This window comes from Salipiger mangrovisoli (assembly GCF_015223355.1).
Classification (GTDB): Bacteria; Pseudomonadota; Alphaproteobacteria; order Rhodobacterales; family Rhodobacteraceae; genus Salipiger; species Salipiger mangrovisoli.
Genome location: NZ_JADFFK010000003.1, coordinates 33,378 through 55,866, shown reverse-complemented (window position 1 = coordinate 55,866; position 22,489 = coordinate 33,378). Strand labels below are relative to the sequence as shown.

Sequence of the window (22,489 nt, the reverse complement as noted above, 5' to 3'; positions counted from 1 at the left end):
GTCATTCGGCTCCCTGCGCCTTGCCCTGCGGGACTAGATCCAGCGCCCGGCCCGAGCAGAGCTCGGCGAGATTGCGCAGGATGAGCTCGATATTGACCAGCACCAGCAGCCCCATGCCGACCAGCAGCGAGGCCATCATCCAGCTGCGCGGCACCCGGTGCCATTCACTGAAATCCAGCGCCATTGGCACGTAGAGCGAAGCCGAGGCGAAGCGCCCGCCAAGCCCGGTGACCTCTTTCCAGCCGATCTGCAGCGCGACCACCAGAACCATCAGGCTGATCACCAGCAACACGAGGTTCAAAAGGCTGGCCGGACGGCGCGGCAGCATCGAGGGCAGGATGTCGATGGCGACGAAGCCGCCGCGGCGAAAGGCCGTCGGCGCCATCAGCCCTGCCATCCACAGCATGCAGAAGCGCGCCGCCTCGTCCGGCCAGGGCAGCGCATTGCCCAGCACGTAGCGGCAGAACACCTGCACAAGGGTCACCGCCACCATCACCGCGATCGCCAGCACGCCGATGCCGCGGCCGATCTTCAGCAGCACGTCGTTCACCCAAGACAGCGGCCGGATCAGCCCGTCGAGTAGCACCATGTTCTCCTCCCGTCGCGCAAAGCCGCGTCCTCCTCCAAGGCCGCGGCGCGCCGTCAGTTGATCTCGACCCTTGCGACCCGCCCGCCAAAGAAGGCCAGCGGATCGCCCTGTTGCATGGTGGCGCGCAAGACCTCGCCGACGACGATGGCGTGATCCCCCGCCTCGTGCACCGCGTGGCGGCGGCAGTCGAAGCGGGCGAGGCAGCGCTCGAGCACCGGCACGCCCTCGGCATTCTGCTCGAGCGCCGAGCCGAGAAGCGCCGCGCCGTTCTTCGCCACCGTCCACGCCAGCTCCTGCTGGTCCGCCGCGAGCACGTGGATCGCGTAGTGCTCGGCCCCGGCGAACAGCGCGAAGCGGCTCGAGCTGCGCGCCGGCGACCAGAGCACCAGAGGCGGGTCCATCGACACCGACGAAAAGCTGTTGGCGGTGATCGCTGCGCAACCCTCGGGGCCGCAGGCGGTGACGATGGTCACTCCCGTGGCGAAGAGCCCGAAGGCATCGCGCAGCGCCCGTCCGTTGGCCGTGTCCGGCACGAAGCTCTGGAAACTCCGGGGCTGCGCCATCTGCATCAGGCCACCTCGCGGCCGAGTGCCGCTTCGTAGAGCTGGAACCACTGCACCCGGCTCAGTGCGACCTTGCGGGCGTCGGAAATTTTCGCGATCCGCTCCAGAGAGTTGGTGCCCAGCACCGGAAGGATGGTCGCCGGGTGGCGCAGCAGGAAGGCCACGGCAATGGCGGCGCGGTCGACGCCGAATTCGCTGGCCAGCGCATCCATGCGGCGGGTCAGTTCGCTCTCTCCGGTCATCAGGCTGCCGCCGCCGAGCGGCGACCAGGCCATCACCGGGTCCTTGCGGCGCTGGTGGAAGGCCAGATCGCCATCGGTGAAGGGCTCGGTGCGGGCCAGCGAAATCTCGATCTGGTTGGTCGCGAGCTTCGTCTCCATCGCGCTCTGCAAGAGCTCGACATCCCAAGGCCGGAAGTTGGACACGCCGGCGGCGCGGATCTTGCCCGCCTTGACCAGCCCGTCGAGCGCCGCGCCGGTCTCCTCGTGGTCCATCAGCGGATCGGGGCGGTGGATCAGCAGCAGGTCGATGTAATCGGTGCCGAGATCGCGCAGCGAGTTCTCCACCGACGCCTCGATGTGGGCCTTCGAGGTGTCGTAGTGCTTGCAGGCCACGTCGGAATACTTGCCGCAGGGCGCGACGATGTCGCACTTGGTGACCACTTCCACCTTTTGGCGCAGGGACGGGTCGGCCTTGAACGCCTGCCCCAGCACTGCCTCGGCGGTGTAATCGCCATAGATGTCGGCCTGATCGAGCGTCGTGATCCCCTGCGCGAGACAGGCATCGATCTTGGCGCGCACATGGCCCGCCGACGTGTCGGCGTCATCGCCGATCCGCCACATGCCGTAGACCAGCCGCGAGAAGCTGAGCCCCTCGGCCATGGTCACGCGGTCTTGGGTAAAAATGCTTGCGGTATCCATCAGCGGCGGTCTCCTGCGCCGAGCGGCGTCTTCGGAAGGCTTTGCGGAACGCGGCCCCACGCCTGGTTGAGCTGGCAGGTCTTCAGCTGCGGCAGCACGCGCGCGCCAAAGTGTTCGGCTTCTTCGATGTGCGGGTAGCCCGACAGGACAAAGGCGCGGATGCCCATCTTCTGCAACTCCTCGAGCTTGCTCAGGACCTGGTCGGTCGAGCCGACGATGGCCGCACCGCAGCCCGAGCGCGCCCGGCCGATGCCGGTCCAGAGGTTGGGCTCGATATAGCCCTCGAGATCGGCCAGCTCGCGGTTGCGCGCCTGGTGGCTGACGCCGAGGCTGCCTGCGTCAAGCGCCCGTTCGCGGATCGCCTGACCCAGCTCGTCGTCGAGCTTGCTGGCGATGTAGCGGGCATACTCCTTGGCCTCGGCCTCGGTGTCCCGCACGATCACGTGGCTGCGGAAGCCGTAGTCGAGCGTGCGCCCGTATTTCTCGGCGGCAGCATTGGCCGCCTGCATCCGCCCGGCGATGTCCTCGGTCTTCTCCGGCCACATCAGGTAGACGTCGCAATGCTGGCCGCAGAGGTCGAGCGCATCGGGCGAGTAGCCGCCGAAATACAGCATCGGCCCGCCCTGCTGGTAGGGCCTGGCGGGATCGGTGGTGAGGCCGGTGAAGTTGTAGACCTCGCCCTCGTAGTTGATCTCGTCGCGGTTCCACGCCTGCTTGAGGATCTCGACCACCTCGCGCGAGCGCTGGTAGCGGAACTGGCTCTCGGCTTTCTCGCCGGGGAAGTCGGACGAGATGATGTTCACGGTCAGACGCCCCTGCAGCATGTGATCGAGCGTCGCGATGGTGCGCGCCAGCATGATCGGCTGCATCTCGCCGCAGCGCACGGCTGCCAGCAGGTTGATGGCGTTGGTGATCGGCGCGCAGCCCGCCACGAAGCTCAGCGTGTCCTGCCCGACCTGGTAGGACGAGGGGCACAGGATGTTGCCGAAGCCCTGCGCCTCGGCGGTCTTCACGATCTCCGAGCAATGGTCCCACGACGAGCGCAGGTCGCCGTCGGGCACGCCGAGGAACTGGTAGTCATCCGAGCAGAGCGCCGAGAACCAGGCCACCTCGACCGCGTCGAGATCGGCGGATGTAACGGGTACGACCGTCATGTTTTCCTCCCTGAAAACCTCCGAACTTCCTCTTTCACTACCCGCGTCTTTGATGTAGATCAATGGTGTATCAATTTTTTCATTCGCAGCATCTGCAGGGGGAGGCGGAAACATGCAGGAAAAAAACAGGAATTCCGCCAACAGGCCCGACGCGCTGCCGATCTACATGCAGATCAGCGAACTGGTGATCCGCGATATCGCCGCTGGCCGTCTGGTCGACGGACAGAAGCTGCCGCCCGAGCGCGAGTTCGCGAAGGCCCATGGCACAACCGTACGAACATTGCGCAAAGCCTTGCTCGAGCTTGAGAAAAAGGGACTTCTGGAGCGCCGCCAAGGGTCGGGAAACTACGTGCGCGCCGGCGGCGAAGTCGAATCGGTCTACTCGATGTTCCGACTCGAACTGGCCGAGGGCGGCGGCGGCCTGCCCACCGCAGACATTCTCTCGGCCGACTACCTTCCAAAGGATTCGCAGCAGCCCGCCTATGGCAGCTCGGACCACGGCACCCGCTTTCGGCGCCTGCGCTACCTCGACGACGTCATCATCGCGGTCGAGGAGATCTGGCTCGACGGCGGGGCGGGCAAGGTCCCGCGCGAGTTGGTGCAGGATTCGCTCTACCTGACCTACAAGCGCGCCCTTCAGCTCTGGATCACCCGCGCCGAGGACCGGGTGGGCATCGGTCAGGTGCCCGACTGGGCGCCCGAGGTCTTTGCACTGAAACCCGGCACCACCACCGCCTACATCGAGCGCCTGTCCTGGGCGCAGGGCAGCGAGGCGGTCGAGTTCTCACGCACCTGGTACGACACCCAAAAGGCGCTCTACGTCCAGCGCCTCATCTGAAGGGAGGAGGATTTCCCTATGACGACCCAGACCCTCGCGCGCAGCGAGACACGGACCATCACCTACGGTATCATCGGCTGCGGCATGATGGGACAGGAGCATCTGCGCAACATCGCGCTGCTCGAGAACACCGTGATCGGCGCGATCTTTGAGCCCGACGCCGAGATGCGCGCCCATGCCCGGCAGTTTGCCCCGAGCGCGCGCTTCGTGGACAGCATCGAGGCGCTGCTGGACGTGGCCGAGATCGACTGCCTGCTGATCGCCAGCCCCAACTTCCGCCATGTGGAGCAGCTGCAGCAGATCGCCGGCAAGCGCCCCCTGCCCGTGCTGGTGGAAAAGCCGCTCTTCACCGATCCGCGCCACGCCGCCGCCATCGACGCCTTTGCCGAAAGCTACCCCGCGCCGGTCTGGGTGGCGATGGAATACCGCTACATGCCGCCCGTCGCCAAGTTGCTGGAAGAGGCCGAGGCGGCGACCGGCGGCATCAAGATGCTGACCATCCGCGAGCACCGCTTCCCCTTCCTCGAGAAGGTCGGCGACTGGAACCGTTTCAACCGCTACACGGGGGGCACCTTCGTCGAGAAGTGTTGCCATTTCTTCGACCTCATGCGCCTCGCGCTGAAGTCCGATCCGGTGCGGGTGATGGCGATGGGTGGTCAGGCGGCCAACCACCTGACCGAGACCTACGCCGGCGAGACACCCGACATCTTCGACCATGGCTATGTCATCGTCGAATTCGAGAGCGGTGTGCGCGCCATGCTCGAGCTTTGCATGTTCGCCGAGGGCGCGCGCTATCAGGAAGAGATCTCGGCGGTCGGCCCGAAGGGCAAGATCGAGGCGCTGGTGCCGGGACCGGGCCGGTTCTGGCCGGCGCATCTGGGCGCCGCCCCGGTGCCGCAGGTGATCGTCTCGCCGCGCGAGCCGAAAGGGCCGGAGGTGCGCGAGATCCCGGTCGATCCGACCCTCCTCGAAGCGGGCGATCACAACGGCTCGACCTTCTACCAGCACCGCGGCTTCCTAGAACTGGTGCGCGGCGAGCGCGCCGGGCCGGAGGTTTCGCTGGCCGATGGCAAGTGGGCGGTGCTCATGGGCCTTGCCGCGCAGCGCTCGATGTCCGAGCAGCGCGCAGTGGACATCAGCGAACTGACCGGCGACGCTTGAGACAGACCGCGGCGGGGGGGCGTGGCACCGCCCTCCCGCCTCTCCTTCCGGTCACGTCTCGATGGCACCCTCCGGCCCGCCGTCGAGCCGGAAGACATGCGGTGCCAAGACGGATGGGAAAAGCCGGGTGACCCGCGGATCGTGGCCCGGCAAGATGAGCCGCCGTTCGCTCGCGAGGGTCTCGAGCCGGGCGAAGCCCTTCAGCATGTCCTCGAGATCGACGACGATGGGGAAAGGCTTCTGCCGAAGAAGGTTCTCGTAGTAATGCGCGGCATCCGAGGCGAGAACCATCCAGCCCGACTGGGTCCTTACCCGCACGCATTGCAGTCCCCGCGAATGACCGCCGATGCGATGCACCGTCACCCCCTCGGCCACCTCCGCATCGCCGTCGTGGAACACCAGCTGGCCAGCGAAGAGCCGCCGGACCGCTTCGCAGATATGATCGCCGGTATAGGGCATACGCAGTGTCGCATGGCACATGCAGGGACCGGTGGCATAGGCCATCTCTGCTGCCTGCATGTGTAGCGTCGCGTTCGGGAATAGATGCAGCCCGCCAGCATGATCGTAATGCAGATGCGTGACGATCACCCTGCCCACGTCCTCGGCCCGGATGTTCAGCGGCCTGAGCGCCTCGCGCGGGTCAAGCAGGATCGGGCGATCGCGGCGCGCGCCCTCGTCCGCCTCATAGCCGGTATCCACAAGGACCACCTCGTGCTCCCGGCGCAGAACCCACAGGAAATAATCCATCGGATGCGGCGCCGCGTGATCGTCGTCGAAGATGAAGCTGTCGGCACGGGTCCGCGCCGCGCGCGTCGCGTAGCGAAGCGCGAAGATCTCCCAGTCGCTCATGCACTTTCCTTCCGGTCGGGCCAGCCTGGGCAAGGCCGAGCGGCAGCCGACAAAGCCCTGACCGGAGGCTACAGCAGTGCCGCGTATCACGCGACTCCGCCGCGGCCTCGGGCGAAGTCGCGGCGGAACGGTGCCTCGTCGATGGCCACGGGGTGCCCAACAGGGTGACCGCCCACCCGCGACGCGGACCAGACGAGGTCCGGATCCTCCCATGGGCGCAGCAAGGTCCCTTGGGTCTTTCAGGGCCCCGCCGCTGGCCGCGTGCCCGGCTCGAAAATACCGCGCGCGAAGACCGTGCTGTTCTCGAAATCGGTGAACCGCTATACCATGCGGCATATCCCGGCCAGAAGGGTCTCCTATGTCCGACTTGAAGCCCGCAGCGCAGCCTTCCCCGCCTCCATCCAACGCGCAGCAGGCGCTCAAGCGGATGCGCGAGATGATCGTGTCGGGCGAGCTTGCGGCAGGGACGGATCATCTGGAAGGCGAACTGGCGGAACGCCTTGGCATGTCCCGCACGCCGGTGCGCGAGGCCTGTGTTTCGCTCGAACAACGCGGTCTTCTCCAAGTGCGCCCGCGCAAGGGCGTGCGGATCCTGCCGGTGTCGCCTGCCGACATGGAGGAAATCTACGACATCCTCTCCGAGATCGAGACGCTGGCGGCCCGCCGCGCCGCCGAGCGACACCCCGGTCCCCGGGCGCTCGCCGGGCTCGAGCGCGCTCTCGACCAGATGGATGCGGCGCTGGCGGCAGAAAACCGCGAGGCCTGGGCTGCTGCGGACGACGCCTTTCATCGCGAACTGGTGCGGCTCGGCGGCAACCGCCGTGCGATGACGATCTGCGAGACGATGAGCGACCAGGTCGCCCGCGCCCGCAACACGACGCTCTATATGCGCCCCGCCCCGACCCGGTCGAACGAGGATCACCGCGCCGTGTTCGAAGCGATCAGCCGCGGCGATGCCGAAGACGCCGCCACCCGCCACCATGCCCACCGCCAATACGCCAAGGACATGCTGGTCGCGCTTCTGAGGACCCACCGTCTCAGCAGTCTCTGAGGGGCCCCGGCCTCAGCGCAGCATCAGGCCCGGCAACCACAGGGTGATCTGCGGGACGCAAAGCAGCACGATCAGGATCACGATCTCCATCGCAAGAAACGGCAGGATGCCCCGGAAGATCTTGCCCAGCGGAACCCCGGTCTGCGCCGAGGCGACATAGGCGTTGAGCCCTAGGGGCGGCGTCAGCAGGCCGATCTCTACCGTCTTGGTCACCACGATGCCGAACCACACCGGGTCGAAGTCCAGGGCCATCGCCGTGGGGAAGGCCAGTGGCATGGCCAGCGACAGGATCGCCAGCTGGTCCATGAACATGCCCATGACCAGCAGGATCAGCACGATGAACCCCATGATCACCGCCGGCGGCAGGCTGGTGGTCGCGACGAACTCCAGCAGCGAATGGGTGATGCGGGTGAAGGCGAGGTAGTTCGAGAAGATCGCCGAGCAGGCGACGATGGCGACGATCATCACCGTTGCGCGGATCGCCCCCGACACCGAGCGATTGAAGTTCACGAACGACAGAGAGCGCTGGAATATCACGATGATCAGCGAGCCCATGACGCCAAGTGCCGCCGCTTCCGACGGAGAGGCAATGCCGCCGTAGATCGCGCCGATCACCAGCACCATCAGCAGGATCATCGGCAGCACGTGACGGCTGGCCTTCACCGCCTTGCCAAGCTCGAAGGGCGCGCCCTTGGGTGCCTGGTCGGTGGTGTGGGCGATCAGCTTGATGACCACGGCAAGGCCAGTGGCGGTCAGCAGACCGGGGACGATCCCGGCGATGAAGAGCTTGCCGATCGAGGTCTCGGTCAGCACGCCGTAGACCACCAGCACGATCGAGGGCGGCACCACGACGGCGAGCGTGCCACCGACCGAGACCACGGCGGCGGCGAGGCGCTGCGAGTAGTTGTGGCTGCGCATCTCGGGAAAGGCCGAGGCGGCCATGGCGGCGGTCGAGGCGGTCGAGCTGCCGACCAGCGCGGCAAGGATCACCGAGGCGCCGACCGTGGCCATCGCGAGCCCGCCCTTCACATGGCCGATCCAGCCCTGGCAGGCGAGGATGGCGCGGCGCGTCACGTCGCCGGCGGTCAGCAGCTCGGCCATCAGGATGAACAGCGGAATGGCGACGAGGATGAAGGAGGACGAGCTGTCGAAGAAGGTGCGTTCCAGCACCGCCAACGCCGGGCGCGGGCCGAGCTGAATGGCAAGGCCGATGAAGCCGGTGAGCCCCATGGCGAAGGCGATGGGCATGCGCATGGCCATGAACAGGGCCAGAAGCACGAGTATGGCAAAGAATGTCAGCATGAAGCGGGGATGGGCTCCTGAGAGGGGCAGCCGACCCATGGGCCGACCACCCCGGTATTTCCTGGGACTTGCGAAAAGCTTACTGACTGGTCAGCTCGGTATAGCGATCCAAAATCTCCTGCCCCTTCTCGCCGCCCATGCGGCCCACCCAATCCTCGGTCACCAGTTCCATGCCGGCGCGCAGCGCCGAAAGTTCCTCGTCGGTGAACGTGTAGGTGTCGATGCCGTCCGCCTGCCAGCCGGTGATCAGCTCGCCGACGCTGTCGTCCTGTGCCTTGGCGACATGCAGGGCGATCTCGTCACCGGCGGTCTTCATCGCCTCCTGAACCTCGGGGGCAAGGCTGTCATAGAGATCGCTGCGGACCACCATGACGAAGCTGTAGCCGCCGAAGGAGCCATTGGTGGAAATGTGGCTGACCACCTCGTTGAGCTTGTAACCCGGCACCGAGGCGAGCGGGAACAGCACCGCGTCGAGACGGCCGCGCTCGACGGCGGTATAGACCTCCGGTCCGGGGATCGAGATGCCCACCGCGCCGAGGCCGCGTGCGGTCATCGCCTGCGTTGCGCCCGAGGTGCGCACGTCCAGCGCCTCCCAGTCGCTCGGCATGCCGAGCCGCTGCTTGGCCAGCACCTGGTAGGGCGGCAGCACGAAGCCGAAGATCGGGGTCACCCCCGCGGCCAGCAGCTCGTCGCGCATCGGCCCCTCGGCCAGCATCGCTTGCACCGCATTCGTGCCCTGCTCGGCAGAGCCGTAATAGCCCGGCAGCCCAACCACCGAGTTCAGCGGCAGCTCGTCGGTGTGGTAGGTGGTGCCCAGCAGCGCGGCGTCGAGAATACCGCTCTTCACCGCGTCGAGCTGCGCCTTGGACTTTGCCGCCTGCTCCGAAGGGAAATGCTGGAACGTGAGCTTGCCGCCGGTCGCCTCTTCGACCGCGGCCATCCACTTCGCCGTTCCCTCGACCGAGACGATGTGGCTGGTGGACTGGAAATCCCCGAGCCGCAGCGTTTCGGCACTGACATGGCTGCCTGCGAGCGCAAACGCCCCGATCAGGGCAGCGACCACCTTGTTCGTCATCTTCATCTTGTCCTCCTCCCTATAGACAAAATCAGATCTTCCTCAGACCTGCGCCGGCGCCTCCCGCGTCAGCGCGTCGTAGATCAGCCGCAGCACCAGCACGCCGCATCCCAGCGGCACGATGGCGTAGGCCCAGCCGAGGGGCCAATCGACCACCCCGTATTCGACCTCGCCTCTCTGGAAGGCATGCAGCGCGAATTTCCCGGACATCCAGGTGACAAGGCCGAAGAACAGCGCCGGCAGCAGCAGGCGCAGCTTGTCGACGACCAGCCCCAGACCTCCGGGCAGGTGTTCCGGCACGAAGTCGAGCGCCAGGTGCCCGCCGTCGCGGAAGACCCGCGACAGCGAGAGCGTGGCAAGTGCGGGCATCAGGTAGAGCTCGGTGAGCTCGAACTGGACCTGCACGGGTGTGTGCAGGACCAGCCGCATCAGGATGTCCGCGTTGATCAGCGCGACCACGACCAGCAGGCCGAGGCACCCCAGCAGATGCAGGGTGTCCTCGAGTTTTCTCAGGATTGTACCGATGACGTGCAACCTTACCTCCCAGATGGTTGACGCAGGGGTGTCCCGGCGCGGGCGCGCGGCCCTCAGCGTTTCGGCAGCTCGACGATGGCCGAGCCGATCGCCGACATCTCGCCGTCCTGCTGTTCGGCGCGCTGCTGGATCTCCAGCAGGTAGCGTCCGTCCTCCTCGTATTTGCGCACCACCGAGCCGTGGATCAGGATGATGTCGCCCTCGGGATTGTGCCGGCGGACCTGGCATTTCGCCTGCCGAAGGAAGCCGTCGTCACCCATCCAGTTGGTCACCTGGTGCGTCAGCCACGAGGTCCGCTCGGGGCCGTAGTCATAGGCACCGGGCGCGCCGACCTCGAGCGCAAACTCTTCTTCCCAATGCACGCGCTCGGGGCAATCGGGAATGCCGAAGCGGTTCTTGATCCCGGCCGAGGGGTGCTTCTGCTGCAACTGCCATGCCAGCTTGTTGGCGCGGATGTAGAGCCCGCCCCAGCCCTGCGCGTAGGCGATGAAACCCGTCGCGGTCATCGGGCCCTTGACCATGGTCGGCAGCGCGTCGCCCTCGGTCACATCGTCCCAGTAGCGGGTCTGCGCGCCGCGGATCTCTTCCTGCTCGTAGTACTTGTAGTACTCCCGCAGCTCTTCCTCGGTGTAGACGCGGCGGCCCTTGGCCTTGGCCTCGGTGTACTTGGTGCCGTTCTCGCGCGCGGCATCGCGGTCGGTGCGGAAGCACCAGCTGTCAGCCTCGGCCAGCATGTCGCCGGTCTTCGCGTCGTAGAAATCGACGTGGTAGATCTGCTGCACCGCCTTGCCGGCAAAGCGCGTGTCATGCTCGACGAGGTCCTTGAGGTAGGCCTCGGTGCGGAACTCGGTGTTGCGCGGGATGACCTTGTGCCAGGTCCAGTTGGCACCCGACCACATGGCGTGCACGCCCGGAAGTCCGCCGACATAGCCCGAGATGATCCGGCTGGTGGAGAACAGGAAGCTCGGCAGGGCGATCACGTCGCCGTACTTCGTCGTCTTCGCGTACTCGGGATCGCACCACAGCGGGTTGTCGTCGCCGATGCCATGGGCGTAGTGGCGGATGTTGTCGCGGGTCGCCTCGTAGCACCAGGGCTCGACCGTCTTCTCGATCTTAACGCCGATGCGCTGGCGCAGATCGTCGAGCCCCTCCTCGGTGATCTTCGGAAACTTGCGGGTCATGTCGTTCATCTTTTTCCTCCTCGAATGACGGTGCGGCGGGCCGGTCAGCCGGCGGCCGCGAGTGTTTCAGCCTGCAAATCGCGCAGGATCTTGCGGTTCACCTTGCCGGCCGGGGTCTTCGGCAGCTCGGCGACGAATTCGATCTGGCGGGGGTACTCGTGGCGGGCGAGCCGGGCGCGGACGTGCTCTTGGATCGCCTTGTCGAGCCCTTCCTCGGGCGCGCCCTTGAGAATGATGTAGGCCTTGACCACCTGCCCGCGCAGGCTGTCGGGCGCGCCGATCACCCCGCATTCGGCCACCGCCGGATGGCTGAGGATGGCGTCCTCAACCTCGACCGCGCCGATGGTCCAGCCTGCCGAGATGATCACGTCGTCGGCGCGGCCGCCGTGGTAGAAATAGCCGTCCGCGTCGACCCGGCCCAAATCCTTGGTCGGGAACCACTTGCCGCCCTTCTTCACCATCAGCTCGCCGGTCTCGCCCGGCGCGCAGCGCGAGCCATCGTCCCGCTGCACCTCGACCTCGACCCCCGGCACCGCCTTGCCCATGGCACCGTCGCGCACTTCGAGGTCCTCGGCGCCCGGATAGTTGGCGATGATCACGCCGATCTCGGTCGTGCCGTACATCGAGCGCACCTTGGTGCCGAAGACGCGCTCGACATAGGTCGCGGTCTCGCTGTCGATGGGCTCGCCGGTGAACGACAGCTTGTCGAAGGCGTAGGCGTAATTCTCCGCCTCGCCGGAATTGCGCATCATCCGGTAGTGCGTCGCGGCGGCGGTGAGATTGGTGATCCCGAAGTCGTGCAGCGCCTTCAGCAGCCGCACAGGGTCGAACTTGCCAGAAAATGTGCCGGTCGAGACCCCCATGGCCAGCGGCGCGAGCGTGCCGTGCCAGAGCCCGTGCCCCCAGGCCGGGGACGAGGGGCAGAAGAAACGATCACCGGGACGGATGCCGGTGGCATAGAGCGCGGCGACCATCAAGGTGACGATGGAACGGTGCGAATGGTGCACCGCCGCGGGCAAGAGCCGGGTCGTGCCCGAGGTGTATTGCAGCACCGCAAGATCATCGCCCGCCGTGTCCCAGTCGAAGGTCGCGGGCAGCGTCTCCAGGGTGTCAAGGAACGCCCGGTCGGCAACGATGACCTTCCGCGCCCCGCCCTCCTCGGCCTCGGGGGCCTTGTCGGCGTTGGTGAAGAACACCGAGGGCTCGCAATCCGCGACCCGCAGCTTGATCCCGTCCGGACCGAAGAGCGTGAACATCGGCACTGCCACCGCCCCGGCCTTCATCGCCCCGAAGAGCGTGCAGTAGAAGGGCAGCGAAGGCTCGATCATCACCGCAACGCGGTCGCCTTTCTGCACGCCGCGCGCCTTCAGGAAATGCGCGACCTGCGACGAGCGGCGGGAGATCTCGGCGAAGCTGACGATCTCGTCCCGGCCATCCGCATGGGCGATCCGCAGCGCCACCGCCTCGCCGTTCACGTGACGGTCGATGCACTCATGCGCAATGTTGAACCGCTCCCGCGTGCCGTCGAACAGCTCCCAAAGACCCTCTTTCGAGTACTGCCTCTGAGCCTCCGCGTAGGACGTGAAATCCGTCAGTCGGGTCATTCGATCCTGCCTCCCAGCCTCTCCTCCGAGCGGGCCGCGGTTCTTGCGTCCCCCTTGTTGACAAGGGTAGGGATCGGGATGAATTATTGTCAATACGCTATTCTTATTGTATATAGACAACAATATGCCGCCGAAACGGGAGGGCCAGATGGCCGAGGACGACAGCAAGACAAGCAGCAAGAGGCAGGTGCCCGCCGTCACCCGAGCCATTGCAATATTGAGGTTTCTTGGCCGCTCTCCCGAGCCCGTCGGGGTCAATCCCATCGCCCGCGAGCTGGGTCTGATCCCCTCGACCTGCCTGCACATCCTGCGCGTGCTGCAGGACGAGGGACTGGTGGATTTCGATTCGGCGACGAAGCGCTACTCGATCGGAATCGGCATCCTGCCGCTGGCCCGCGCGGCGCTTCAGCGCAACAGTTTCTCGGCGCTGGTGCAGCCCCGGCTCTCGTCCCTGTCGCTGGAGTTCGGCGTCACCGGCATCGCAACGCAGCTCTCGGAGCCGTCGCAGATGGTGGTCGTCGCGCTCTCGCAGTCGAGCATGCCCTTCCGGCTGCAGGTCGATCTCGGCAGCCGCTTCCCCGCGCTGATCAGCGCCACGGGCCGCCTCTTCGCCGCCTACAGCGACAGTCCTGACGCGCGGCTTCGGGAGAAATTCTCGCGCCTCGTCTGGGACCATCCGCCCAGTTTCGAGGACTGGCAGGCACAGGTCGCAGAGGCCAAGGCGCAGGGCTTCGCGGTGGACCAGGGCGTGTATATTTCCGGGGTTACGGTCGTCGCGGTACCGGTCTTCGGCGCAGACGGTCGGATGATCCGCTCGCTGGTGGCCATCGGCATTTCCGAGCGGCTGAAGGACGGCGAGATCCCGCGCCTTGTACGCGCGATGCAGCAGATCCGCGACGAGCTGCAGGACAGCCAGATCGCGATGGGAGCCTGAACCATGACTGACGCCCCCCTCTCTCTCGACGGCTGGGAGATCGCGAAGATCAAGGGCTTCGCCAGCCTTGTCGGCCCGCTGCTGCGGCCGGTGGAGCGCGACGCACGCACCCGCTTCGGCCTCCAGACCAACGAGATGCATGCCAACCCGATCGGCTCCATCCACGGCGGCGTGCTCACCACGCTGCTCGACCAGGTGATCGCCATCGCCGCCTGGACGGTGGCCGACCGCCAACCCACGGTCACCGTGCAGATGGACACGCGCTTCCTTGGCTCGGCGAAAGCCGGGGATTTCCTCGAGACACGCGCCGAAATCCGCCACCAGACCCGCTCGCTGATTTTCGTCGACGGCGAGGTGCTGCGCGGCGACACTCCGATCGCGACCGCCACGGCGGTGATGAAGATATCTGCAAGAGCAGGAGCAGACGCATGAGTGCCCCCCAGACCGACACCAGCCGCGGCCCGCTTTCCGGCGTCCGCGTGCTCGACTTCTCGCGCATCCTGTCGGGGCCTTATGCCAGCATGGTGCTTGCCGATCTCGGCGCCGAGGTGATCAAGATCGAGCCCATCGGCCGCGGCGACGAGACCCGCGCCTTCCCGCCCTTCGTCGGGGGCCTCAGCCACTATTACATCGCGCTCAACCGCAGCAAGAAAAGCGTCGCACTCGACCTCAAGAGCCCCGAGGGCATCCGCATCGCAAGGGAACTCGCCGCGCAGAGCGACATCGTGCTCGAGAACTTCCGCCCCGGCGTCATGGACCGGCTCGGCCTCGGCTATGCCGCGCTGAAGGCCGAAAACGCAAAGCTGGTCTATTGCTCGATCACCGGCTTCGGCAAGGACAGCCCGCATGGCAACAAGCCCGCCTTCGACATCGTGGCGCAGGCGCTCTCGGGCGTGATGAGCGTGAACCGCGAACCGGGTCAGGCGCCGAACAAGCTCGGCCTGCCGCTCGGCGACATGGCCGGCAGCATCTTCTCGCTTTTCGGGGTGCTGGCGGCGCTGCACGAGCGGCATGTCACCGGCCACGGCCGGCACGTCGAGGTCGCCATGCTCGACAGTCTGATCGCACTGCAAGGGTACCTGTCGCAGCTCTATTTCGTCACCGGCGAGACGCCGCAGCCGGTCGGCACCCAGCACCCCAGTATCGTGCCCTACGGGTCCTTCGCCACCTCCGACGGCCATGTCATCGTGGCCTGCCTGACCGAAGGCTTCTGGCACAATTTCGCCCGTTGCATCGGACGACCCGAGCTGATCGACGACCCGCGGTTTGCCCGGTACGAAGCGCGGCTGGCACACCGGCTGGAGCTGGAACCGATCATCCTTGCCGCGCTGGGGCGCCAGACCACCGCGTACTGGCTGCAAAGGCTGGCCGAATTCGACGTGCCAAACGCCCCGATCCTGTCCATCGCCGAGGCACTCGACCAAGAGCATGTCGCGGCACAGGGTCTGATCGAGTGCGTCGAGCATCCCAAGCTGGGCCCGCTGCGCCTCGTTGGCAGCCCGATCCGTTTCGACGGCGCGGGCGCGGCGACGATGCGGCCGCCGTCGCTGCTGGGAGAAGACACCGCCGCGGTGCTGCGAGAGAAACTCGGCTATTCCGACGACGCGCTGCGCGCCTTGCAGGAGCGCGCAGTAATTGGCGGTGTCGAAGACGCGCCCTGCGGAACCCCGGAGCGCGTGGACTAACATCGCCCCCCGGTGGCGCTTGCCTGACCCGGTGCCTCAGATCTCCATTTCCAGAAGCACCGAGGCCAGGCACTTGCCATGCGCGTCGAGCGCCAGCGAGCGGGTGACGCCGCCGGTGAGCGCTCCGCGGATCACGAAGTTCAGCGCGTGCAGCTGCGGCAGCGCGTAGCGGGTCACGTCTGCCGGGCTGACGCCGCCCATGTGCCGCGCGACCCGTTCGGCGGTCACCTCGCGTTCGATCAGCGGCCAGTCCTCGACCCGGTAGGCAATCACCGAGATGTTCGAGGTGTCGCCCTTGTCGCCGGTCCGGGCGTGGGCAATCTCGTGCAGTTTCATGGCTTTTCCTTCGGCTACCGGGGGCGCGAGGCGCTCAGGCATCGACCCCCTCGGTGAGTTCGACACGCACCGAAACCGATGCGGCGGGGATGAGCGTCGAGACGACGGCAATGATCTCGCGGCTCGCGCGGCTGACGCCGCCCCCCCCGGCCGGGCCGCAAAGATAGAGCCCTTCGACCTCCTCCCCGACCCGTTCCGCGGTCTCGGCGTCGGCGCAGCGCGCCGCGACGCGCAGGCGCACCTCGGCGGGGTCAGCCGCGCCGCGCGCCACAGCCGGAGCCACAGCATCGAGCCCGATGAGCTCGGCTCTTTCCTCGAGGATCCGGTCGCCGAGCTCGGCTAGCCGCTGATGCACCAGGTCCGCCGCCAACCGGCCGCGCGCCACGCAATTGGCCCCGGCGTAGGAAATCTGCCCCTCGCCGCGCCAGCCGTCGCGATAGCCGACCGAGACCTTGAGCTGCCCGCTCGCAGGCTGCCCCGAACCGCCGGTGACGCGCACCCGGTCCGGACCGATCTCGTCCAGCTCGACCTTCGAGAAATCGGCCACCACATCGGGCTGCATGTAGCGGACGGGGTCGTGGATTTCGTAGAGCAGCTGTTCGGTGCAGGTGGCGCGGGTGACCATGCCGCCGGTGCCCGGCAGCTTGGTGATCACCGCGGTGCCATCCTCCGACACCTCGGCCAGCGGGAAGCCGACCTCGGCGAGGTTCGGCACGTCCTTCACCCCCGGATCGGCAAAATAGCCGCCGGTGATCTGTGCCGAACATTCCAGCAGGTGGCCGACCAGCGTGCCGCGTCCAAGCCGCTCCCAGTCGTCCATCGCCCATCCGAAGCGGTGCACCAGCGGCGCAAGGAACAGCGCCGGGTCCGAGGCGCGGCCGCAGATCACGATGTCGGCGCCGGCGTCCAGCGCCTCGACGATCCCCGCCACACCGATATAGGCGTTGGCCGAGATCAGCCGGTCTTTGAGCGCCCGTGCGGGTGCGCCGGTCTCTGCGAGGATGCAGTCGCCGACGAGGTGGAGCACGTCATCCCCGATCACCGCGGCCACGGTCAGGGACAGGCCGAGCTCGCGCACCACGCTGCGTGTGCGCTCGGCGGCGGCGCGTGGGTTGGCCGCGCCCATGTTGGTCACGATGCGCGTTCCGTTGCGGGCGCAGGCGGGCAGTACCGCGCGCATCCGCCGCTCGAGCAGCGGGTCGAACCCCGCCGCCGGATCTGCCAACCGCGCCTGCTGTGCGAGCGCGATGGTGCGCTCGGCGAGGCATTCAAAGACAAGGAAGTCCAGCTCGCCCCGTTCCGCGAGATCGACGGCGGGGGCAATTCGGTCCCCCTGGAAGCCCGCGCCGGTGCCAATGCGAACCACGCTCATGCCATCGCCCTTCCCTGTGCGCGACCCACAGCGCGGGCCCCGAAGAAGAGCGCCAGCGCCAGGAACGGCGTGATCAGCATCGGCCAGATCGCCAGCGCGATGACCGCCAGCAGCAGCACGATATCCAGCGGCTTGCGCCCGGTGAGCGGCGCGCCGCTCAGCAGCGCCGGCACCGCCAACACCAGCGCCATGCCCGCGGCCACCGCTTCGATGATGCCGACAATGCCACCCGACATGGTCATGCCCGGGTAGAGCAGCAGCAGGAAGGGCACGAGGTAGGTCACCGCGCCAAGCCGCACCGCCTCGCCCGCAGCGGGGAGCCAGTTGGTGTTCGCGATGCCCGAGCCGACGAAGACCGCGACGCAGACCGGCGGGGTGATCACCGAGATGGTGGCGAAGTAGAAGACGAAAAGATGCGCCGCCAGCGGGTCGATCCCCACGGCGGTCATCGCCGGGGCGAGCACGGCGGCCACAAGCACGTAGGCGGCGGTGGTCGGCAGACCCATGCCCATGATCAGGCAGACCAGCCCGACGATGATCGCAACCAGCACCACCGAGTCCCCGGCCAGGGTGACGATGAGCGAAGACAGCGTCACGCCGATGCCGGTCAGGTTGATCATCGAGACCAGCACCTGCGCACCGGCCAGCAGCACGCCGATGATCACCATGCCCTTGCCCGCGTCCTCGAGCCCGTCGATCACCCGGCCCGCCATCTCGCGCGGGTTCAGCCGCCCGGCCTGGGTGGCGACGAAGGCGATCAGCAGCCCGACGACGCCGTAGAAGGCGGCGGTGGCGATCGACCGGCCCAGCCAGATGCCAAGGCCCAGCCCGCCAAGCGCGGCGAGGATCGGCAGCACCCGGCGCGGCGCGGTGATGGTCTTCCAGTCGGGCATCTCGTCCTCGGGCACCACGGCAAGCCCGCGCTGCTGCGCGACGAAATGCACGGTCACGAAAACCGAGACGTAGAAGAGGATCGCCGGAAGGATCGCGCCGACGATGATGGTGGTGTAGGGCACCCCGAGGATCTCGGCCATGACGAAGGCGGCGGCGCCCATGATCGGCGGCGCGATCTGCCCGCCGGTGGAGGCCACGGCCTCGACCGCCGCCGCGAAGGGGCGCGGGTAGCCGAGGCGGATCATCATCGGGATGGTGAAATTGCCGGTGGTGGCGACATTGGCCACGGCGGAGCCCGAGATCATCCCGAAGAGCCCCGAGGCAATGGTGGCGATCTTCGCCGCGCCGCCGGGCTGGCGGCCGCCGAGGCGCATCGCGAGGTCCATGAACGCCTGCCCGCCGCCCGAGTGCAGCAGCAGCGCGCCGAAAAGCACGAAGGCCGCGATCACCGTTGCGGCGACCCCCGTCAGCATCCCCCAGATGCCGAGATCGCCGAGAAAGATGGTCTCTGTCACGAAGGCCGCGTCGAAACCGCGATGCCCCAGCGCGCCGGGCAGCAGGTTGCCGAACATCGCGTAGCCGATGCCGATCAGCACCAGCACCGGGAAGATCAGCCCGACCGTGCGCCGCCCAAGCTCGAGCACCGAGAGCACCAGCCCGGCGGTCAGCGCCATGTCGAGCGTGCTCGCCCAGGGCAGCGAGGTCATGATCTCGTCGTAGTTCCAGACCACGTAGCCGCAGGCCGCCACCGTCACCGCGCAGAGCGCGAGGTCGATGGCAAGCCCGAGCGGGCGCCAGGATTTCCCGGCGCCCAGCGGGTAGAGCGCGAAGCCGAGGGAGGCGACAAGGGCGAGGAAGATCGCCCGCTGGATCAGCCCCTCGAAGGGGCCGGTCGCGGCGGTGTAGAAGACGAAGACACCGACGAGGATCGCCAGCCCCTTCTGGACGCGCTCCAAGGTCATGTCAGCTCCCCGGCTGAAGTTTGGCGGGAATCTCGAGCCCCTGTTCCTCGAACCAGCGCGCCGCGCCCGGATGCAGCGGGATGGTGCCGTAGTCGAGGGTCATCTGCGCCAGATCCGCGCCCTTGAGGCTGGACATGGCGTTGGCCTGCGCGCTGTCGTCGGCCATGATTGCCGAGACGATCTTGTAGGCGGTCTCGTCGTCCATCGCGGCGGTCGCGGCGACGCCGACGCCAAAGCTCCATGTGGTATAGGCCGGGACGCCCTCGGCCGCGCCCTCGGGGATGTCGATCACCGAGATATCGGGCATCTTCTCGCGCAGGGTCGCGGCCTCGGCCTCCGACAGGCCGACGACGGCGATGTCGGTCGAGGTGGCGATGTCCATGGTCGAGCCGTCAAGTTTCAGCCCCGAGCCCGATTTCACGTAGCCCGCCACGCGGTTGTCCTTGATCGCGCCGACGATGTCGGTGGTCGAGCCGCGCACGTAATCGGCGTCGAGGCCAAGCGTGGCAAAGACTGCCTCGGTGGTCGACTCGGTGCTCGAGCCCTTGATGCCGGGATTGAAGCGCACGCCCGACAGGCCCTCGAGGCTGTCGACGCCCGCGTCCTTGCGCAGGATGACGTTCTGCGGCGCGTTGGTGTAGACCCAGAGCAGACGCAGATCCTGCGCATTGCCCGCGAAATCATTGGTGCCCGAAACCGCGTGCTGCGCGGTGTTGGTGGTCACGAGACCAAGATCCACCTGCCCGCGCGACATGCGGCGGATGTTGTCCATGGTGGCACCGGTCTCGACAACCGAGGCCTTCAGCCCCTCGGTCTTTTCGTTGATCAGCTGACCGACGGCGACGAAATACCCGTAGTGGCTCGACGAGGCCGAGGTCGACCCGATGAGCAGATCCTTCTCCTGCGCCAGCGCCGGCCCGGCAAGCAGGGTTGCGCCCATGAGGGCGTAAAGCGTTTTTTTCATGATGTCCTCCCTTGAACCCCTGGTCGGGTCCTGGGGGGCACCTTGGCCCAAGATGTTTGTTGCTTGAAGTGCGAATTTAGGCACTATTCATGCATGGAACGCACCAATCCGTCGCTTGCCGATTTCAACGCCGTGCTCGTGCTGCTGCGCTGCGGCTCGTTCCGCGCCGCCGCCGAGGTGCTGGCACTCTCGCCCTCGGCGCTGTCGCGGCAGATCACCGGGCTGGAGGCGCGGCTTGGCGCACGGCTCTTTGACCGCGACACGCGCAACGTCTCGCCGACCGCCTCGGGGCTGGCGTTCGGGCGCGTGGCGGAGCGAATGATCAACACCGCCGAAGACGGCATGGCGGAATTCGAGGCGCATCTGTCGGCGCGAAATGGCCGGCTGACCATCGCCGGGCTGCCCTCGGTGACCGCGGGCCTGCTGCCGGGGCTGCTGCGCAGCTTCTCGGCCGAACACCCGGATATCGACCTGCGCATCGTCGATGCGCTCTCGGGCAGCGTGATCGAGGCGGTGGAGGCGGGGGTGGCCGAGATCGGGTTCACCGCCGGGACGCTTTCGGCGCGCAGCCGCCTCACGTTTCAGCCGCTGATGGACGACCGCTTCGTCGCGGTTGGCGCGCCCGACGGGCCGCTGCGCGCGGCGCGTGACTATGGCTGGGAAGAGTTGGTCGAGATGCCCTTCATCGCCATGGCGCAGGGCACCAGCGTGCGCGAATTGATCGACGGCGCCTGCCTACGCATCGGCCACACCCTCGCCCCGCGTTTCGAGGTGGCGCATCTTGCCACGGCGGGTGCGCTGGTGGCCGAAGGGCTGGGGATCACCGCGCTGCCGACGCTCACCCTGCCGGTGCTGCGCACCGAGGCGCTGGTCCAGCGCGAAATCATCGGGTTCGGTGCCCGGCGCCGCATCGGCCTCGTGCGCCGCTCCGGGCAATCGCTGTCGCCTTCGGCGCAGGCCTTTCTCAGCCATGTGCGACGGGTGCTTCCGGCACAGCGCTCGGCCTAGCGCCGCGCGGACGCTCAGACAGCGGCGAGATCGAAGCCCGCCGCTTCCAGGTGCCGCCGCAGCACCGGCGCACCGGCCAGACGCTTGCGCGACTGCATGTGGGTCCGGGCATCGTTCACCGTCTCCACCGCCGAGAGGCGGCCCGCGTTGAAGCGGAAGATGGCGCCATCGCCGCGCGTTACGGTCTCGTCTCCCGCCGTGGCCAGCCCGGCGATCTGCAGCTTGCTGTCGGCCTGATCGGACCAGAACCACGGCACCGCGTCATAGCGGTCATCGGCCATGCCGAGCAGCCGCCGCGAGATCAGCCGCGCATGGTCGGTGGCCGCCTGCACCGACTCCAGCCGCACCGGACGGCCGCTGACCGGGTCAGGAAAGACCGCGCAGTCGCCAAGCGCAGAGATCGCCGGATCGGCAGTCAACAGGCGCCCATCGACCACCACGCCATTGTCCACCGCCAGCCCCGCCGCCGCGGCCAATTCGGTGTTGGGTGTGACCCCCGCGGCCATCAGCACCACCTCCGCCTCGATCCGCGTTCCGCTGGCGAGCCGGATGCCGCCCGGAAACACTTCGCGGACCGGATCGCCCAGATGCACCCGCGTGCCCATGCCTTCGTGCAGCCCAAGAAACCGCGCCGAGGTTTCGGCCGAGACTGCGCGGGCCATCAGCCGGGGCGCCGCCTCGGCAAGCGTCACCTCATGGCCCAGAGCCCGCGCCACCGCCGCGAATTCCAGCCCGATGAAGCCACCACCGATCACCGCGCAGCGCCTTGGTCGATCGAGCGCGGCACGCAGGCGCGCGGCATCCTCCAACGTGCGCAAATCGAGCGCCAGGTCCGCGCCGGGGATCGGCGGACGCAGGTTGCGGGTGCCGGTGGCGAGGATCAGGTGGTCATAGCGCAGGTCCCGCCCGCCGGCCCGCAGACTGCGCGCCGCGCGGTCGATGCTGTCCACCCGCGTGCCGGTGATCAGCGTGATGTCCTTCTTCTCGAAGAAGCTCGCCGGGCGCAGCTGCAGCGCGCCCGCATCGCCGGATTTGAGATAGGCCTTGGACAGCGGCGGGCGCTGGTAGGGCAGCCCTGCCTCGGCCCCGATCAGGGTGATCCGGCCCGCGAAGCCATCCTGCCGCAGGCACATCGCCGCTTGAAGACCACCCTGCCCCGCGCCAACGATCACGATCTCCCGCATCGCTCAGACCTGCTCCTCGGGCAGGTGCACGACAAGCCCGTCGAGACCCTCGGTCAGCCGGATCTGGCACGACAGGCGCGAGTTCGGCCGCACCTCGTCTGCGGCGCAGTCGAGCATGTCGTCCTCGCCGTCCCGGCGGGCGCCAGTGGCATCGCTCCAGTCCTCGTCAACGTAGCAGTGGCAGGTCGCACACATCATGGCACCGCCGCATTCACCGACAATTCCATCGACGTCATTGTCGAGCGCGGTCTGCATCACGTTGCTGCCAGGCGGTGCATCCACCTCGGTGCGCGTGCCGTCGGCCGCGACGTAGGTCACCTTGACCATGA

Annotated in this window: 23 protein-coding genes; 7 read left to right on the top strand and 16 right to left on the bottom strand. The window is 67.3% G+C overall.

Annotated elements, in window-relative coordinates:
- Position 1 precedes the first annotated feature (1 nt).
- From IQ782_RS05290 to IQ782_RS05275, 4 genes are read right to left on the bottom strand one after another with little or no spacing between them, the layout of a single operon-like run.
- Positions 2–589 (bottom strand): TRAP transporter small permease, encoded by a 588-nt coding sequence (locus IQ782_RS05290; RefSeq protein ID WP_194133586.1) that lies wholly within the window; start codon positions 587–589, stop codon positions 2–4.
- Positions 590–642: 53 nt separating this feature from the next.
- Entirely contained in the window at positions 643–1,158 is a 516-nt protein-coding gene (locus tag IQ782_RS05285) for a flavin reductase family protein (RefSeq protein WP_194133585.1), read from the bottom strand.
- Positions 1,158–2,072, bottom strand: coding sequence for an aldo/keto reductase (locus IQ782_RS05280; protein ID WP_194133584.1), 915 nt, complete (start codon positions 2,070–2,072; stop codon positions 1,158–1,160). The genes IQ782_RS05285 and IQ782_RS05280 overlap by 1 nt, the downstream gene beginning before the upstream one ends.
- The gene (locus IQ782_RS05275) at positions 2,072–3,226 is read right to left on the bottom strand and encodes an LLM class flavin-dependent oxidoreductase (protein ID WP_194133583.1); all 1,155 of its coding nucleotides are present in this window, start codon (positions 3,224–3,226) and stop codon (positions 2,072–2,074) included. Before IQ782_RS05275 ends, IQ782_RS05280 begins: the two co-directional genes overlap by 1 nt.
- A 112-nt stretch (positions 3,227–3,338) precedes the next feature.
- Here IQ782_RS05275 and IQ782_RS05270 point away from each other — a divergent pair, with 112 nt between their 5' ends.
- Both IQ782_RS05270 and IQ782_RS05265 read left to right on the top strand, forming a co-directional pair.
- Positions 3,339–4,064 carry a GntR family transcriptional regulator gene (locus IQ782_RS05270; protein ID WP_194133582.1) on the top strand — a complete coding sequence of 242 codons (726 nt, stop codon included), beginning with the start codon at positions 3,339–3,341 and terminating at the stop codon, positions 4,062–4,064.
- An 18-nt stretch (positions 4,065–4,082) separates the two neighbouring features.
- Positions 4,083–5,225 (top strand): Gfo/Idh/MocA family protein, encoded by a 1,143-nt coding sequence (locus IQ782_RS05265; protein WP_194133581.1) that lies wholly within the window; start codon positions 4,083–4,085, stop codon positions 5,223–5,225.
- A gap of 51 nt (positions 5,226–5,276) precedes the next feature.
- Here IQ782_RS05265 and IQ782_RS05260 read toward each other — a convergent pair whose 3' ends face one another.
- Positions 5,277–6,074 carry an N-acyl homoserine lactonase family protein gene (locus IQ782_RS05260; RefSeq protein WP_194133580.1) on the bottom strand — a complete coding sequence of 266 codons (798 nt, stop codon included), beginning with the start codon at positions 6,072–6,074 and terminating at the stop codon, positions 5,277–5,279.
- Between the two features lie 358 nt (positions 6,075–6,432).
- Between IQ782_RS05260 and IQ782_RS05255 the strand changes: the two genes are divergently transcribed.
- Positions 6,433–7,125, top strand: a complete 693-nt coding sequence (locus IQ782_RS05255; protein ID WP_194133579.1) for a GntR family transcriptional regulator — start codon at positions 6,433–6,435, stop codon at positions 7,123–7,125.
- Between the two features lie 12 nt (positions 7,126–7,137).
- Here the strand turns inward: IQ782_RS05255 and IQ782_RS05250 are convergent, their stop codons facing one another.
- The 5 genes from IQ782_RS05250 to IQ782_RS05230 form a co-directional block, all read right to left on the bottom strand.
- Complete coding sequence (locus tag IQ782_RS05250) at positions 7,138–8,427, bottom strand: TRAP transporter large permease (RefSeq protein ID WP_194133578.1); 1,290 nt, start codon at positions 8,425–8,427, stop codon at positions 7,138–7,140.
- Positions 8,428–8,506: 79 nt separating this feature from the next.
- A complete protein-coding gene (locus IQ782_RS05245; RefSeq protein ID WP_194133577.1) occupies positions 8,507–9,508 on the bottom strand; it encodes a TRAP transporter substrate-binding protein in 1,002 nt (333 codons plus the stop codon).
- A gap of 36 nt (positions 9,509–9,544) precedes the next feature.
- Positions 9,545–10,036, bottom strand: a complete 492-nt coding sequence (locus tag IQ782_RS05240) for a TRAP transporter small permease (RefSeq protein WP_240989113.1) — start codon at positions 10,034–10,036, stop codon at positions 9,545–9,547.
- A gap of 53 nt (positions 10,037–10,089) precedes the next feature.
- Positions 10,090–11,226 (bottom strand): FAS1-like dehydratase domain-containing protein, encoded by a 1,137-nt coding sequence (locus IQ782_RS05235; protein WP_194133576.1) that lies wholly within the window; start codon positions 11,224–11,226, stop codon positions 10,090–10,092.
- A 35-nt stretch (positions 11,227–11,261) separates the two neighbouring features.
- Positions 11,262–12,821 carry an acetate--CoA ligase gene (locus tag IQ782_RS05230; RefSeq protein WP_194133575.1) on the bottom strand — a complete coding sequence of 520 codons (1,560 nt, stop codon included), beginning with the start codon at positions 12,819–12,821 and terminating at the stop codon, positions 11,262–11,264.
- 148 nt (positions 12,822–12,969) lie between these two features.
- Between IQ782_RS05230 and IQ782_RS05225 the strand changes: the two genes are divergently transcribed.
- From IQ782_RS05225 to IQ782_RS05215, 3 genes are read left to right on the top strand one after another with little or no spacing between them, the layout of a single operon-like run.
- Positions 12,970–13,755 carry an IclR family transcriptional regulator gene (locus IQ782_RS05225; RefSeq protein WP_194133574.1) on the top strand — a complete coding sequence of 262 codons (786 nt, stop codon included), beginning with the start codon at positions 12,970–12,972 and terminating at the stop codon, positions 13,753–13,755.
- Positions 13,756–13,758: 3 nt separating this feature from the next.
- Positions 13,759–14,187: a PaaI family thioesterase gene (locus tag IQ782_RS05220; protein ID WP_194133573.1), complete on the top strand. Its 429-nt coding sequence runs from the start codon at positions 13,759–13,761 to the stop codon at positions 14,185–14,187.
- The gene (locus IQ782_RS05215) at positions 14,184–15,440 is read left to right on the top strand and encodes a CaiB/BaiF CoA transferase family protein (protein WP_194133572.1); all 1,257 of its coding nucleotides are present in this window, start codon (positions 14,184–14,186) and stop codon (positions 15,438–15,440) included. Before IQ782_RS05220 ends, IQ782_RS05215 begins: the two co-directional genes overlap by 4 nt.
- 36 nt (positions 15,441–15,476) lie before the next feature.
- Here IQ782_RS05215 and IQ782_RS05210 read toward each other — a convergent pair whose 3' ends face one another.
- The 4 genes from IQ782_RS05210 to IQ782_RS05195 are packed head-to-tail and all read right to left on the bottom strand — an operon-like array spanning position 15,477 to position 19,968.
- Positions 15,477–15,776, bottom strand: a complete 300-nt coding sequence (locus IQ782_RS05210; RefSeq protein ID WP_194133571.1) for an AtuA-related protein — start codon at positions 15,774–15,776, stop codon at positions 15,477–15,479.
- Positions 15,777–15,810: 34 nt separating this feature from the next.
- Positions 15,811–17,148: an acyclic terpene utilization AtuA family protein gene (locus IQ782_RS05205; protein WP_194133570.1), complete on the bottom strand. Its 1,338-nt coding sequence runs from the start codon at positions 17,146–17,148 to the stop codon at positions 15,811–15,813.
- On the bottom strand, positions 17,145–19,004 hold the full coding sequence (locus IQ782_RS05200; RefSeq protein ID WP_194133569.1) for a TRAP transporter permease: 1,860 nt from the start codon (positions 19,002–19,004) through the stop codon (positions 17,145–17,147). Before IQ782_RS05200 ends, IQ782_RS05205 begins: the two co-directional genes overlap by 4 nt.
- Before the next feature lies 1 nt (position 19,005).
- The gene (locus IQ782_RS05195) at positions 19,006–19,968 is read right to left on the bottom strand and encodes a TAXI family TRAP transporter solute-binding subunit (protein WP_194133568.1); all 963 of its coding nucleotides are present in this window, start codon (positions 19,966–19,968) and stop codon (positions 19,006–19,008) included.
- 93 nt (positions 19,969–20,061) lie between these two features.
- Between IQ782_RS05195 and IQ782_RS05190 the strand changes: the two genes are divergently transcribed.
- Complete coding sequence (locus tag IQ782_RS05190) at positions 20,062–20,976, top strand: LysR family transcriptional regulator (RefSeq protein WP_194133567.1); 915 nt, start codon at positions 20,062–20,064, stop codon at positions 20,974–20,976.
- 14 nt (positions 20,977–20,990) lie between these two features.
- On the opposite strand, the gene IQ782_RS05185 is transcribed toward IQ782_RS05190, so the two are convergent.
- Together IQ782_RS05185 and IQ782_RS05180 are read right to left on the bottom strand one after the other, a co-directional pair.
- Positions 20,991–22,160, bottom strand: a complete 1,170-nt coding sequence (locus tag IQ782_RS05185) for an NAD(P)/FAD-dependent oxidoreductase (RefSeq protein WP_194133566.1) — start codon at positions 22,158–22,160, stop codon at positions 20,991–20,993.
- A gap of 3 nt (positions 22,161–22,163) precedes the next feature.
- Positions 22,164–22,487 (bottom strand): 2Fe-2S iron-sulfur cluster-binding protein, encoded by a 324-nt coding sequence (locus IQ782_RS05180; protein ID WP_194133565.1) that lies wholly within the window; start codon positions 22,485–22,487, stop codon positions 22,164–22,166.
- Between the last annotated feature and the right edge of the window lie 2 nt (positions 22,488–22,489).